Here is a 14441-nt window from a genome sequence, read left to right as displayed (position 1 = left end):
ACCATCTAGAGACCAGACCAAACAGGAGAAGCCGCATGAGAGTTAACGCAGATTTCACAAAACGTGTTGCTGTGCATTTCGACCGGAATGACTGGATTGCGTCACCTGCCGCAGGGGTCGAGCGCAAGATGTTGGACCGGATCGGGGAAGAGGTCGCCCGCGCCACCACGATTGTCCGCTTTGCCCCAGGAAGCGCCTTTGCCGCCCATACGCATGATGGAGGAGAGGAGTATCTGGTGCTGGACGGTGTGTTTCAGGACGAGACCGGTGATTTTCCTGCAGGTAGTTATGTGCGCAATCCTCCGACATCTTCCCATACGCCTTCGGCAAAAGAAGGCGCGACGATACTAGTCAAACTGCACCAGTTTGACCCTGAGGACAGGACCGAAATTCGTCGGTCGATTACCGGGGATTCGAATCTTCAGCTTTTCAAGGACGCACGCGAAGATGTTCGCGTATTGAATCTGTCACCTGGCGAAAAGCTGGATCTGGATGCAGTCGATGGGTTGGAGTTGTTTGTCATCGCAGGTTCGGTGCAGGAATCCGACGAAGAATTTTCGGTCTGGGACTGGTTGAGATTACCGCCAGGTGCGCGTTCCACTGCTTTGGCCGGAGCAGAGGGCGCGCGAATTTGGATCAAATCCGGGCACCTGTCACAGATGATCTGAGCGGTTCCGGCCCAAAAAACCAGCAATGCACAGCAAAAAACCGGGTGTTTCGGCCTGGTTATTCATTTTTTGACCATTTGGCAAAATTTACCATTTGATAAAAAATCAGATTGTGCCAAGCTGAGGCCATAACAACATATCTACAGGGAGTAGAGCGATGGCACAGGGCCAGATGGTCCCCGGCATAGTCTCCGGGAGGCTTTCCAGCGATGAGCTGACCTCGAATTTTACGGATCTGCATCCACCACTTGCCCCGCATGAGGCCGCCGTGGCCGCGGATCGGTGCTATTTCTGCTATGACGCGCCGTGTGTGACGGCCTGTCCGACCGACATCGATATTCCGTTGTTCATGCGCCAAATCCAGGCCGGACAACCCGAAGCGGCGGGTGAGACCATCCTTGCCCAGAACATTCTGGGGGGCATGTGCGCCCGTGTATGCCCGACCGAAACTCTGTGTGAGGAAGTCTGCGTACGCGAAACCGCCGAAGGATCGCCAGTCGAGATCGGGCGTTTGCAGCGCTATGCGACCGACAGCGTTATGGCCTCGGACGATCATCCGTTCCAGCGCGCTGCAGTCACCGGCAAAACGGTGGCCGTGATCGGGGCAGGGCCCGCAGGTCTGGCCTGCGCGCATCGGCTGGCGATGCTGGGGCATAACGTGGTCATTCACGAAAGACGCCCCAAACCGGGCGGTCTGAATGAATATGGAATCGCTGCCTATAAATCGACCAATGATTTCGCTCAGGCTGAGATCGATTGGTTGCTGAGGATCGGTGGCATCACCATTGAGACCGGATCGGTTCTGGGCGAGGGCCTGTCGCTGGATGGCCTTGTTGACAACTATGATGCGGTTTTCCTGTCCATCGGTCTGACAGGTGTGAATGCATTGCGGGCGGGCGGCGAGGATCTGACCGGCGTGCGCGACGCGGTCGACTTTATCTCGGATGTACGTCAGGCGGCCGATCTGGCTGAGCTGCCCGTTGGGCGGAATGTCGTCGTCATCGGAGGCGGCATGACCGCGGTTGACGCAGCTGTAAAGTCGAAATTGCTGGGCGCGGAAAACGTCACCATCGCCTACCGGCGCGGACGCGAGGCGATGGGTGCCAGCCGCTATGAGCAGGATCTGGCCGCATCGCACGGCGTCAGGATCATGACCAATGTTCAGCCCGTAGCCGTACACGGCAACGGGGCAGCCGCCGAGATCGAATTGGAGTATACTGCCAGCCATGACGGTCAGTTGAAGGGCACCGGCGAGAAAACCCGCCTGCCTGCCGATCAGGTGCTGAAGGCAATAGGTCAGACGCTGGAAGGAGCGCCCGAAGGGCTGACGTTGGACGGGAACAAGATCGCCGTCACGGGCGCCGGGCGCACATCGGTACAAGCGGTCTGGGCCGGAGGCGACTGCGCCGCAGGCGGGGATGACCTGACCGTGACCGCAGTGGCCGAGGGGCGCGATGCCGCGATGGATATCCACGCAAGTCTGATTGCGTGAAACTCAATGATCAAGATGCCTGCAAGCATCAGGGAGGCCGGATAAATGGCTGATTTGAAATCGAACTTTCTGGGAATTGAAAGCCCCAACCCATATTGGCTGGCATCTGCGCCGCCGACGGACAAGGAATATAACGTCCGCCGTGCCTTTGAGGCCGGATGGGGGGGGGTCGTGTGGAAAACACTCGGGTCCGAAGGTCCACCGGTCGTCAATGTTAATGGCCCGCGGTATGGGGCGATCTACGGCGCAGACCGTCGGTTGTTGGGTCTGAACAACATCGAGCTGATTACAGACCGCCCATTAGAGGTAAACCTTGAAGAAATGGCGCGGGTTAAGTCTGATTATCCAGATCGCGCCCTGATCGCCTCGATCATGGTGCCGTGCGAGGAAGAAGCCTGGAAGGCTATCCTGCCGCGTGTTGCCGAAACCGGTGCCGACGGGATCGAACTGAACTTTGGCTGTCCACACGGAATGAGCGAGCGCGGGATGGGGGCGGCCGTAGGGCAGGTGCCGGAATATATCGAGATGGTGACGCGCTGGTGCAAGAAATACTATGACCGACCGGTCATCGTGAAACTGACGCCGAATATCACTGATATCCGCAAGCCGGCAGAAGCCGCAAAGAATGGTGGTGCGGATGCGGTATCGCTGATCAACACGATTAACTCGATTACCAGTGTCAATCTGGATAGCTTCAGCCCTGAACCCTCGATTGACGGCAAAGGCAGCCACGGCGGCTATTGTGGCCCTGCGGTGAAACCGATTGCCCTGTCGATGGTGTCCGAGATTTCGCGTGGACAGGCAACGAACGGAATGCCGATCTCGGGTATTGGCGGTGTGACTACCTGGCGCGATGCAGCAGAGTTTATGGCATTGGGTTGCGGCAATGTTCAGGTCTGCACGGCGGCGATGACCTATGGGTTCAAGATCATTGACGAACTGACGGCGGGTCTGTCGAAATGGATGGATGAAAAAGGGTATCAGGACGTCTCGGAAATTGTCGGTCTTGCGGTTCCGAACGTGACCGACTGGCAATATCTGAACCTGAATTATGTCGCCAAAGCCAAGATTGATCAGGATCAGTGCATCAAGTGTGGTCGTTGCTATGCCGCCTGCGAAGACACCAGCCACCAGGCCATTTCAATGTCCGAAGAGCGCGTGTTCGAGGTTATGGATGACGAATGTGTGGCCTGTAACCTGTGCGTGGATGTGTGCCCGGTCGAGGGATGTATTTCCATGGTGCCGATGGACGCTGGCGAAATCGACCCGCGCACGGGACAGGAAGTGCAGCCCGAATATAGCAACTGGACAACCCATCCCAACAATCCAATGGCGAAAGCCGCCGAGTAGTCCAAGAAAATTCGTCGAATCTTCTTAGAACAGGATGTCGATGGGGGGCGTTGTGGCAGTTTGCGACATATTGGGTGGCGGTGCGGATCAGATGATATCCGCGCCTCCTCACTTAGTCTTGGAACGCCTTATGTCCCACTTCTCGCTCTACCCACCCAACGAAAGCCTTACCACGGCACGTGTGTGTGGACAGGGAAGAAAAGAGTAGCGTCATCCTAGGCTCAGGGTGAGCGGGTTCCGGCTAACGAAAACCTAAGGCGCCAGCAATTTGCGGTAGAGCGTGTCGATAAACGGTTCAGCACCCTCATATGGGTCTTCGTCGCCAAGAATGGCCCGAACCTGGACATCGAAATCCGCATAATGCTGTGTCAAAGCCCAGATGGAGAAAATAAGGTGGTAGGGATGGAGGCGCGCGATTTTACCCTGTTCCATCCAGGCCGTAAGGATTGCGGTCTTCTCATCCATCAAAGTTTTGAGATCATTGGACAATGCATCGTGTATGCGTGGCGCACCCTGGACCAGTTCATTGGCAAACAGACGGCTTTCGCGCGGAAGTTCCCGGCTCATTTGCAGTTTGCGATGGATATAAGCGCGTATCTCTTCCAATGGGTCCCCGTCGGCGTCGAGATCATGGAGGGGGGCCAGCCAAATCTCGAGAAGGCCAGATAGAAGGGCCGTGTGAATCGCTTCTTTTGAGGGGAAATAATACAGAAGATTCGGCTTGCTCAACCCGGCCTCGGCAGCAATCTGGTCGACGGTGGCACCGCGGAAACCGTAGGCAGAAAACACGTTCAAAGCGGCTTCTAGAATTGCAGCGCGGTTTTTTTTCTGAATTCGTGTTGGTGCGCGATCTTTGGACATGTCTTTGCCTGTCTGATTTTTGGGCTCGCAAGTGCGGAATATGCCAAAAATTCCCACCGAGCTCTGCTATTTCTTGACTGATGTCGAACCCGTGATAGCGTGAGTTTGACCAGATGGTCAAATCAAGACACCAAAAGCGAGCAAATCGCAAGCAACAGGGAAGACTAGGATGGCAGCTCCGGCGCAGAACCTCAGGATCAATGGCGACAGGTTGTGGGACAGCCTGATGGAGATGGCCAAGATTGGCCCGGGTGTTGCGGGGGGCAATAATCGTCAGACCCTGACGGATGAAGATGCGGCAGGCCGCGCGCTGTTTCAGAAATGGTGCAAAGAGGCTGGGTGCACCATGGGGCTGGACCAAATGGGCAATATGTTTGCGCATCGAGAGGGCACGGACCCCGAGGCATTGCCGGTCTATGTGGGTTCACATCTGGATACGCAGCCGACAGGCGGCAAATATGACGGTGTTCTGGGTGTATTGGGCGGGTTGGAAATCATCCGCACGCTCAATGATTTGGGAATCAAGACCAAACATCCAATCGTTGCGACCAACTGGACGAATGAAGAAGGCACGCGCTATGCACCTGCGATGCTGTCCTCGGGGGTTTTTGCCGGGATGCATACGCAGGATTGGGCTTATGACCGTGAGGATGCCGATGGTAAGAAGTTCGGAGATGAGCTGAGCCGCATTGGCTGGCGCGGTGACGAAGAGGTTGGTGCCCGAAAGATGCACGCCTTTTTTGAGCTGCATATCGAACAGGGCCCCATTCTTGAGGCCGAGGGGAAGGATATCGGCGTTGTCACCCATGGTCAGGGTCTCAGCTGGACCCAGATTACAGTTACCGGAAAGGACGCCCATACCGGGTCTACGCCGATGCCGATGCGCAAGAATGCCGGATTGGCGATGGCGCGTATCCTTGAAAAGGTTGACGAGATTGCTTGGTCCCATGCGCCCCACGCGGTGGGTGCGGCGGGGCATATTGATGTGTTTCCGAATTCGCGTAACGTGATCCCGGGGAAAGTTGTGTTTACTGTCGATCTCCGTTCGCCCGATCTGGACGTGATCACCGATATGGAAAATCGTCTGCGCGTAGCGGCCGAAGATATCGTGGATGAGATGGGCCTACAGATCGAATTCGAGAAGGTCGGCGGATTTGATCCGGTGCAATTTGATGAAGGCTGCGTGGCAGCCGTGCGCGATGCGGCTGAACGGTTGGGTTATTCTCATACAGATATCATTTCGGGCGCCGGTCATGATGCCTGCTGGATCAACCGGGTTGCACCAACAGCGATGGTGATGTGCCCTTGTGTGGATGGGCTAAGCCATAACGAAGCCGAAGAAATCAGCAAGGATTGGGCTGCCGCCGGGGCGGATGTTCTGTTTCATGCGGTCGTAGAGACGGCTGGAATTGTGGAATAGGGGGCTCTGCCCCCGTCGTCCGTTGGGCGACTCCCCCCGAGGTATTTGTAGCCAGATGAAGCAAGCGGCGCAGACCGCATCAGGGAGATTGATATGAGCACTGTTATCAAGAACGGGACCGTCGTAACCGCGGATTTGTCTTACCATGCGGATGTGAGGGTCGAGCATGGGGTGATCACCGAGATTGGGCCGGGCCTGAAAGGTGACACGGAACTGGATGCGACAGGCTGCTATGTGATGCCTGGCGGGATCGACCCGCATACGCATTTGGAAATGCCGTTCATGGGCACCTATTCCAGCGATGATTTTGAGAGCGGAACCCGGGCGGCATTGGCCGGAGGAACCACGATGGTGGTTGATTTCGCTCTGCCCAACCCAGGTGAAAGCCTGTTGGATGCGCTCAAGCGCTGGGATAACAAGTCGACACGTGCAAATTGCGACTATTCTTTCCACATGGCGGTGACCTGGTGGGGCGAGCAGGTGTTTGATGACCTCAAGACGGTGATCGAGACACGCGGTATCAACACGTTCAAGCATTTCATGGCTTATAAGGGCGCGTTGATGGTCAATGACGATGAAATGTATGCTTCGTTCAAGCGTCTTGCCGAGCTGGGTGGAACGGCCATGGTGCATGCCGAGAATGGCGATGTTGTTGCCGAGCTCAGCGCCAAGCTGTTGGCCGAAGGCAATACAGGCCCCGAGGCACATGCCTATTCCCGCCCGCCGCAGGTCGAGGGCGAAGCGACCAACCGCGCGATCATGATCGCGGATATGGCCGGAGTGCCGCTGTATGTGGTGCACACATCGTGCGAAGAGGCGCATGAGGCCATTCGGCGTGCCAAGATGCAGGGCAAGCGGGTGTGGGGGGAACCTTTGATCCAGCATCTGACCTTGGATGAGAGCGAGTATTTCAACCAGGATTGGGACCACGCGGCGCGGCGGGTCATGAGCCCTCCGTTCCGAAACAAGCAGCATCAGGATAGCCTGTGGAACGGATTACAATCTGGTTCGTTGAGTGTCGTGGCCACCGACCATTGCGCCTTTACGACGGATCAGAAACGCTTTGGCGTGGGGGATTTCACCAAGATCCCGAACGGTACCGGAGGGTTGGAAGACCGGATGCCGATGCTGTGGACTCATGGGGTGAACACTGGTCGGCTGACGCCAAATGAATTTGTGGCAGTCACTTCAACAAATATCGCCAAGATATTGAATTGTTATCCAAAAAAGGGCGCAATTCTTGTAGGTGCCGATGCCGATTTGGTGGTGTGGGATCCTGAGAAAGGCAAGACGATCAGCGCGAAATCTCAGCAATCTTCGATCGACTACAACGTGTTTGAGGGCAAAGAGGTCAAAGGCTTGCCGCGCTTTACTCTGACCCGTGGGCAGGTTGCAGTGCATGACGGAGAGATCAGGACTCAGGAAGGCCATGGCCAATTTGTTGAACGCGAGGCCAATACAACCGTCAACAAGGCGCTGAGTACTTGGAAAGAGCTGACTGCGCCGCGACCGGTGGTACGCACGGGTATTCCAGCAACCGGTGTATGACAGAATATGTGGCAGATATCACGCCTTATTACGGTTTAAGTTCAAGGGGATGGAATGAATATTGAAACCGCTGCACCGCCTGTAATCGAGGCGCGGCAACTGGATCTGACCTTTCAGACCAATGACGGGCCGGTCCACGCGCTGAAGAATGTGAACCTGACCATCGAAAAGGGAGAATTCGTCAGCTTCATCGGACCTTCCGGCTGTGGTAAGACCACCTTTTTGCGGTGCATCGCTGCGTTGGAAACTCCGACTGGCGGGACATTGACCGTCAACAGTATGACCCCGGATGAAGCGCGGCGGAAACGGGCCTATGGTTATGTATTTCAGGCCGCGGGTCTGTACCCTTGGCGCACCATTTCCAAGAACATAAAGCTCCCGCTTGAAATCATGGGGTTTACAGCTGCCGAGCAGGAAGAATGCGTAAACAAGGTTTTGGAACTTGTTGATCTTGAAGGGTTTGGCGGAAAGTTTCCTTGGCAGTTATCGGGTGGAATGCAGCAACGGGCCAGCATTGCACGGGCGCTGGCCTTTGATGCAGATATCCTGCTTATGGACGAACCTTTTGGCGCGTTGGATGAGATTGTCCGCGATCACCTGAACGAGCAGCTTCTGGCACTTTGGGCGCGGACTGAAAAGACCATTGGGTTTGTCACCCATTCCATCCCTGAGGCCGTCTATCTGAGCACCAAGATCGTTGTAATGAGCCCTCGGCCCGGACGGATCACTGACGTGATCGACAGTCCGTTGCCGAAAGAGCGGCCGCTCGATATTCGCGACACGCCGGAATTCATCGAAGTTGCCCATAGGGTGCGAGAAGGGTTGCGCGCGGGGCATTCGGATGAATAGCAGCGGGTTCAAGGCATTCTGGGCTGTATTGACGGTACTGGCCGTCATAGTAGCCTTTTGGTACGCCGCTTGTATTCCGATGAATATCAAAGGCGTTCTGACCGAACAAGAACGGGCCGGCGCAACTGTTCAGCCACCTTCGGCAAAAGATCGTCGCGATCTGTCCGAATTCAGCCTGGTTCTGGACAATAGCTTTGCCATTCCAGCCACGTGGGAACAGGATCGTCCGCGGTTGCCCGCTCCGCATCAGGTGGCCGTTGAGATATGGAAGACAACAGTTCAGAAGAAAATCACCTCAAAGCGCTCGCTGGTTTATCACGGCTGGGTGACGCTGAGTGCGACGATACTGGGTTTTGCCATTGGCACCGGTCTGGGAATTCTGCTGGCTGTTGGGATCGTACATAGCCGGGTCATGGACCTGTCGGTCATGCCCTGGGCGATAGTCAGCCAGACCATCCCGATCATCGCTCTGGCCCCGATGATCATTGTGGTCCTATATTCCGTTGGCGTGCAGGGGATTATCCCCAAGGCGGTCATATCGGCCTATCTCAGCTTTTTTCCTGTCGTGGTCGGCATGGTCAAAGGTTTGCGCAGCCCTGATGCGATGCAACTGGATTTGCTGCGTACCTATAGCGCGAGCCACGCGCAGGGGTTCTGGAAGCTGCGTTTGCCGGCCTCGATGCCGTATCTGTTCACATCGCTGAAGATAGGCATTGCGGCTTCATTGGTAGGGGCCATCGTGGGGGAATTGCCCACCGGGGCAGTTGCGGGACTGGGCGCGCGCCTGCTGGCAGGCAGCTATTATGGTCAGACCGTGCAAATCTGGTCGGCCCTGTTTGCGGCGGCGATTCTGGCGGCCTGTCTTGTGGGGCTTCTGGGGCTGATTGAAAAGTCGGTCCTGAAACGGATGGGGATTGCGCAATGATACCAATTCTGGGCGCACTCGGTGTGTGGCTGTTGGGATGGTGGTTGAACAGCCGCTTGGCCAGCGGGCCTTATGCTGATACGCGGATGGTCCGGTTTCTGGCTCCGCTGATCTTTGGTCTGACTATCATCGTCATCTGGGAGCTTTTAGTGCGCGGCCTTGAGGTGTCTTTGGTCATTCTGCCCGCTCCATCGGTTATCTGGATTCGGTTCTGGGACAGTTTGCCAACGCTTTGGATGGATTTCGTGCAAACCATCATCAAGGGTGCGCTGAGCGGTTACATCATCGGCTGTGGAGCCGCCTTCCTGATGGCGATTGCAGTGGACCGGTGGGATTTTCTGCGCCTTGGGCTTTTGCCCGTGGGCAACTTCGTGGCCGCTCTGCCGATTGTTGGCACCGCGCCGATTCTGGTCATGTGGTTCGGGTTCGACTGGCACTCCAAAGCGGCGGTGGTTGTCGTGATGGTCTTTTTCCCAATGCTGGTGAACACCGTCGCCGGGCTGCGCGAGGCGACAGCAATGCAGCGCGACCTGATGGAGACCTATGCCGCCACCTATTGGCAAAGCTTTCTGAAGCTGCGCTTGCCTGCCGCGATGCCATTTGTTTTCAATGGTCTCAAGATATCCACCACCCTTGCATTGATCGGCGCTATCGTGGCCGAGTTCTTTGGCTCACCGACGCTTGGCATGGGGTTTCGGATATCAACCAGCGTGGGGCAGCTCTCACTGGATATGGTCTGGGCCGAGATCGTAGTGGCGGCTTTGGCCGGGACATCGTTTTATGGTCTGGTGGCCATGATCGAAAAGGCGGTGACCTTCTGGCACCCATCGCAGCGCGGATAAAAATTCAACAGACCCCAAAAATGAAAAATGGGGCGCCAACTGAAACTAGGAGATGTGAAGATGAAAAAGATACTCAGCGGGGCGGTTGCCGCCTTTAGCCTGGCCGCCAGTGCAGCCTGGTCAGCGGATGAGGTGACATTGCAGTTGAAATGGGTCACGCAAGCTCAGTTCGCAGGTTATTACGTGGCCAAAGACAAAGGGTTCTACGAAGAAGAAGGTCTTGATGTCACCATTCTGCCAGGCGGCCCGGACATAGCGCCGACACAGGTCATTGCCGGTGGCGGCGCTGACGTGACGGTCGAGTGGATGCCAGCTGCGTTGGCCGCGCGCGAAAAGGGCCTGCCGCTGGTGAATATTGCCCAGCCTTTCAAAAGCTCGGGTATGATGCTGACCTGCTGGAAAGATGCCGGTATTTCCGCACCAGAAGACCTTAAGAACCGGACACTGGGCGTCTGGTTCTTTGGCAACGAATTCCCCTTCATGAGCTGGATGAGCCAGCTGGGCATTGATACCGGTGGAAAGAGCGAAAATGGCGTCGAGGTTTTGAAGCAGGGCTTTAATGTCGACCCGCTGCTGCAGCGTCAGGCTGATTGCATCAGCACCATGACCTATAACGAATACTGGCAGGTCATAGATTCCGGCGTCAGCCCCGACGAACTGGTCACATTCAAATACGAAGATCAGGGCGTCGCGACGCTGGAAGACGGCCTGTACGTTCTTGAAGAGAACCTGAGCGACGCGGCATTTGTCGACAAGATGGAACGTTTCGTGCGGGCGTCGATGAAGGGGTGGAAATATGCCGAAGAGAACCCAGATGAAGCGGCCGATATCGTGCTTGAAAATGACGCGACTGGCGCCCAGACCGAAGCGCATCAGAAACGTATGATGGGTGAGATTGCCAAGCTGACTGCGGGCTCAAACGGATCGCTTGATCCGGCGGATTTTGAGCGCACTGTAGGGACGCTGCTTGCCGGTGGTTCTGATCCCGTTATCACCAAACAACCCGAAGGTGCCTGGACGCATCAGATTTCGGATGCAGCACTGAACTGAGTCAGGTTCACGATGGAATATGGCGCGGTCCCAAACGGGGCCGCGTTTTTTGTTGGAAGCGTCGAAAATGTGACTGCACTTGTAGGGCGTTTGTCATAGTAATTAACTGTAAAATATAGCAAACTGTTCAACATGGGGGATACTGGGTAGATAATGCAGGATTTTACAACAGAATTCAGGTCGGCGCTTGCTTTGATCCTTCATTGGGATCCGGAGCTGTGGGCGATTGTTCTGTTGTCCCTGAAAGTCTCTGTTTTTGCCGTTCTGATTTCTGCCGTTATCGGGATGCCCATGGGCGCGGCTTTGGCCGTTGCGCGTTTTCCAGGGCGGCGGATTCTAATCGTCTTGATGAATGCCTTGATGGGCTTGCCCCCGGTTGTGGTAGGTTTGCTGGTCTATCTGATGCTATCGCGTTCCGGCCCGTTGGGGGTCCTTGAATTACTCTACACACCAACGGCGATGATTATTGCTCAGGTCGTTCTGGTGACCCCGATCGTTGCCGCACTGACACGTCAAGTGGTCGAAATGCTGGCCGAGGAATATTCCGAGCAACTCCGCTCACTCGGCCTGTCGCGGATGGCATCGATTCCGGTGCTATTGTGGGATGCGCGGCTGTCTCTTGTTACGGCATTGCTGGCGGGGTTTGGCCGTGCGATTGCCGAAGTTGGAGCGGTTATTATCGTTGGCGGCAATATCAACCACGTCACGCGGGTGATGACGACGACGATCGCCCTTGAAACGTCCAAGGGAAATTTGGCGTTGGCGCTTGCGCTTGGGGCCATCCTGATTGCCATAGCCATCGCAGTAAACGCCATGGTCTGCACGCTTAGCCTGCGGGCCGAGAAGGAAGGGTTGCGCCATGCGTGATCTGGTGCCCGAGATTGTGAAATGTCTTTCTGTTCACAGTTTACAGATTTCCCGCAAAGGAAAGACACTGCTTCAAGTGCCAGAGCTATCCCTGATGGGGCTGGGACCAACTTTGATCCTTGGGCCGAACGGAGCGGGCAAGAGCCTGCTTTTGCGCTGTTTACACGGGCTTATCGTCCCGGATAGCGGCAAGGTTCAGCAGGACGGGATTGCCCTGAATGCGTATCACAAATCACGACAGGCGATGGTGTTTCAAAGACCGGTTCTGTTGCGCCGGTCCGTGTCAGCCAATCTTGATTTTGTGCTAAAGCGTCAGGGCATGTCCCGTGCAACTCGCAAATCCCGGATCGACGAATTGCTGGCCGAAGGTGGGCTAGAGGGTAAGGCGCGCCAGTCCGCCAGATCGCTGTCCGGGGGCGAAGCGCAACGGCTGGCCATCCTGCGCGCGCTGGCGCTGGACCCGGAGACTTTGTTCCTGGACGAACCAACCAGTTCGCTTGATCCCGGTGCTACGCAGATGATCGAACGGATGATCTTGCGCGCTTCGAACCGAGGGGTGCGCATTGTCATGGTATCCCACGATATCGGTCAGGCACGCCGTCTGGCAGCGGATATCGTCATGATGCAGTCCGGACACGTGGTCGAACACGGTGCTGCCAAACAAGTGCTGGATGCCCCGACAAGTGACGCCGCGCGCCGGTTTGTTGCCGGTGGTCTGGTAACCTAATCAGAATATGGAGTTCAAATGATCCGCAAATTCGTCGGGGCTGCAGTAATAGCGCTTGGCCTGAACACTACAGCCGCATTGACCGAAACCCCATTTATTGTAGTCCAATCAACCACGTCGACGCAGAATTCGGGCTTGTTCGACCATATCCTGCCAGGCTTTGAAGCCGAAAGCGGGATTGATGTCCGCGTGGTGGCTGTTGGTACAGGGCAGGCGATCCGCAATGCGATCAACGGTGACGGGGACGTCTTGCTGGTTCACGCCAAACCTGCCGAAGAGAAGTTTGTGGCAGATGGTTGGGGTGTTGAGCGGTCGGACGTGATGTACAATGATTTTGTCCTTGTAGGGCCAAAATCCGATCCCGCCAAAGTGAAAGGTGGGACTGACATTATCGCGGCGCTGACCGCCGTGGCTAAGGCGAAGGCGCCCTTCGCCTCGCGCGGGGATGACAGTGGGACGCATAAGGCAGAATTGGGCCATTGGGCCTCGTCCGGTATCGACCCGACCGACGCTTCGGGCACTTGGTACCGGGAAACTGGATCCGGGATGGGGGCGACACTGAACGTGGCTAGTGGGATGGTTGCCTATGCGCTGACGGATCGGGCGACCTGGCAGAGCTTTGGCAACAAGGGAAACCTTGAGGTCATGGTTGAGGGCGATCCACTCCTGTTCAATCAATATGGGATTATTCTTGTGAACCCTGACAAGCATCCCAAAGTGCGGGCGGCCTCGGGGCAGCGCTTTATTGACTGGTTGACCGGGCCCGAAGGGCAGGCGGCCATCGCATCTTACACGCTCGACGGCCAGCAGCTGTTCTTTCCCAACGCCCAATAGGGTTAGCCGCTGGCTCCATTGTGATGGATGGTTCCCAGATCCGACAAGTCATACCCGCCGAATTCTTCTGCCCGGGTGGCAAAGCGGTCGGATTGCACAAAGCCGAGCAACCGAAGCATCGGGCCATCGAAATAGGCGCGCCTCCAGATGGCAAGGTCCAGGCGTTCGGTATGGGTCGGGGCAAAGCCCAGATTGTACAGCCCCGCAAGCGCACCCAGGCCGAATCCGGCATCGGCTTTGCTGTCATGCAGGGCTATGGCCAGCTCTTCTTCGGTACGTGCGCAGGTCGGCAGGGTATCCAGATCGTCTCGGTTCAGGCCGTGCGCCTGCAGTTGCGTGTCGAACAACCGTTGACTGGCGGCACTGTCCTGACGAAGAAGAATGCGACGGCCCCTGAGGTCAGAAAAGTCCGATATCCCAGTCACACCGGGGGCCATCAGTAGCCCACGCTGGCGTTTTGCTAGTTCGAACAGAATGACGGGTGCCTCTCCCAGATGGTCCTGCAGAGATTGCGTGTTGAATCCGTCTGTCTCGTGGATATGCAGCGCCGCAGCCTGCGCTGATCGTTCTTTCAGACGATTCAAGCCGTCAAATGAGCCGTCATAATAAGTTGCCAGGCCCGACCCGCTTTCCCGCAGAGCCCAATCCAACAGCGGATCATGACTGCCCGCCACGATCGGCGGCAGCGACGGTTCTGCGACCTGCGGTCCGCTACGCGATGCGTTCAGCCAGGCAATGACTTCGGCCCTTGGAAACAAGAGTTTGCCCATGGCACGGACACAGGGGACCTCGCCGGATGAGGCAAGGTCATAGGCTTTACGCTCGCCAATGCGCAGCAGGTCCGCCAGTTCTTTGGTGGTCAGGTATTCTGACATTCAGTCGAGGCGCACGGCCGAACCCGCGCTGGCATTCGCCGCGCTGAATCCGAATTGGCCTAAGGCAAACGGCGCAGCGACGGCAATTACAGCCATCGTGGCAACTGCGGCTAGAAAGGCTTTCATATTTACC

The 14441-nt window shown here is 56.5% G+C and carries 15 protein-coding genes; 12 read left to right on the top strand and 3 right to left on the bottom strand.

Annotated elements, in window-relative coordinates; all coding sequences use genetic code 11:
- Positions 1-35: 35 nt before the first annotated feature.
- From AC2FIP_RS04605 to preA, 3 genes are all read left to right on the top strand, one after another.
- A complete protein-coding gene (locus tag AC2FIP_RS04605; RefSeq protein WP_496700762.1) occupies positions 36-668 on the top strand; it encodes a cupin domain-containing protein in 633 nt (210 codons plus the stop codon).
- A 157-nt stretch (positions 669-825) separates the two neighbouring features.
- Positions 826-2160 carry an NAD(P)-dependent oxidoreductase gene (locus tag AC2FIP_RS04600; protein WP_496785325.1) on the top strand — a complete coding sequence of 445 codons (1335 nt, stop codon included), beginning with the start codon at positions 826-828 and terminating at the stop codon, positions 2158-2160.
- 45 nt (positions 2161-2205) lie between these two features.
- The gene (gene preA, locus AC2FIP_RS04595) at positions 2206-3510 is read left to right on the top strand and encodes an NAD-dependent dihydropyrimidine dehydrogenase subunit PreA (RefSeq protein WP_496695114.1); all 1305 of its coding nucleotides are present in this window, start codon (positions 2206-2208) and stop codon (positions 3508-3510) included.
- Positions 3511-3762: 252 nt separating this feature from the next.
- Here preA and AC2FIP_RS04590 read toward each other — a convergent pair whose 3' ends face one another.
- The gene (locus tag AC2FIP_RS04590; protein WP_142634388.1) at positions 3763-4371 is read right to left on the bottom strand and encodes a TetR family transcriptional regulator C-terminal domain-containing protein; all 609 of its coding nucleotides are present in this window, start codon (positions 4369-4371) and stop codon (positions 3763-3765) included.
- Positions 4372-4540: 169 nt separating this feature from the next.
- On the opposite strand from AC2FIP_RS04590, the gene AC2FIP_RS04585 reads away from it, so the two are divergent.
- From AC2FIP_RS04585 to AC2FIP_RS04545, 9 genes are all read left to right on the top strand, one after another.
- Complete coding sequence (locus AC2FIP_RS04585) at positions 4541-5791, top strand: Zn-dependent hydrolase (RefSeq protein ID WP_496785323.1); 1251 nt, start codon at positions 4541-4543, stop codon at positions 5789-5791.
- 93 nt (positions 5792-5884) lie between these two features.
- Positions 5885-7339 carry a dihydropyrimidinase gene (gene hydA / locus AC2FIP_RS04580; protein ID WP_496785321.1) on the top strand — a complete coding sequence of 485 codons (1455 nt, stop codon included), beginning with the start codon at positions 5885-5887 and terminating at the stop codon, positions 7337-7339.
- Positions 7340-7393: 54 nt separating this feature from the next.
- Positions 7394-8188, top strand: coding sequence for an ABC transporter ATP-binding protein (locus AC2FIP_RS04575; protein ID WP_496785319.1), 795 nt, complete (start codon positions 7394-7396; stop codon positions 8186-8188).
- Positions 8181-9113: an ABC transporter permease gene (locus AC2FIP_RS04570; protein WP_142634380.1), complete on the top strand. Its 933-nt coding sequence runs from the start codon at positions 8181-8183 to the stop codon at positions 9111-9113. The genes AC2FIP_RS04575 and AC2FIP_RS04570 overlap by 8 nt, the downstream gene beginning before the upstream one ends.
- Positions 9110-9955, top strand: coding sequence for an ABC transporter permease (locus tag AC2FIP_RS04565; RefSeq protein ID WP_496687640.1), 846 nt, complete (start codon positions 9110-9112; stop codon positions 9953-9955). Before AC2FIP_RS04570 ends, AC2FIP_RS04565 begins: the two co-directional genes overlap by 4 nt.
- A gap of 60 nt (positions 9956-10015) precedes the next feature.
- Positions 10016-11005 (top strand): ABC transporter substrate-binding protein, encoded by a 990-nt coding sequence (locus tag AC2FIP_RS04560; RefSeq protein ID WP_271946556.1) that lies wholly within the window; start codon positions 10016-10018, stop codon positions 11003-11005.
- A gap of 153 nt (positions 11006-11158) precedes the next feature.
- The gene (locus tag AC2FIP_RS04555) at positions 11159-11872 is read left to right on the top strand and encodes an ABC transporter permease (RefSeq protein WP_496785318.1); all 714 of its coding nucleotides are present in this window, start codon (positions 11159-11161) and stop codon (positions 11870-11872) included.
- Complete coding sequence (locus AC2FIP_RS04550) at positions 11865-12599, top strand: ATP-binding cassette domain-containing protein (protein ID WP_496785317.1); 735 nt, start codon at positions 11865-11867, stop codon at positions 12597-12599. Before AC2FIP_RS04555 ends, AC2FIP_RS04550 begins: the two co-directional genes overlap by 8 nt.
- A gap of 18 nt (positions 12600-12617) precedes the next feature.
- Positions 12618-13433: an ABC transporter substrate-binding protein gene (locus AC2FIP_RS04545; protein WP_496785315.1), complete on the top strand. Its 816-nt coding sequence runs from the start codon at positions 12618-12620 to the stop codon at positions 13431-13433.
- A gap of 2 nt (positions 13434-13435) precedes the next feature.
- Here the strand turns inward: AC2FIP_RS04545 and AC2FIP_RS04540 are convergent, their stop codons facing one another.
- Positions 13436-14308 carry a substrate-binding domain-containing protein gene (locus tag AC2FIP_RS04540; protein ID WP_281972249.1) on the bottom strand — a complete coding sequence of 291 codons (873 nt, stop codon included), beginning with the start codon at positions 14306-14308 and terminating at the stop codon, positions 13436-13438.
- Positions 14309-14434 (bottom strand): hypothetical protein, encoded by a 126-nt coding sequence (locus AC2FIP_RS04535; RefSeq protein WP_271946568.1) that lies wholly within the window; start codon positions 14432-14434, stop codon positions 14309-14311.
- Positions 14435-14441 lie beyond the last annotated feature (7 nt).

Source organism: Ruegeria sp. CDSB114, assembly GCF_059611025.1.
The sequence above is the reverse complement of the archived record's forward strand: the minus strand, read 5'-3'. Positions and strand labels throughout refer to the sequence as shown.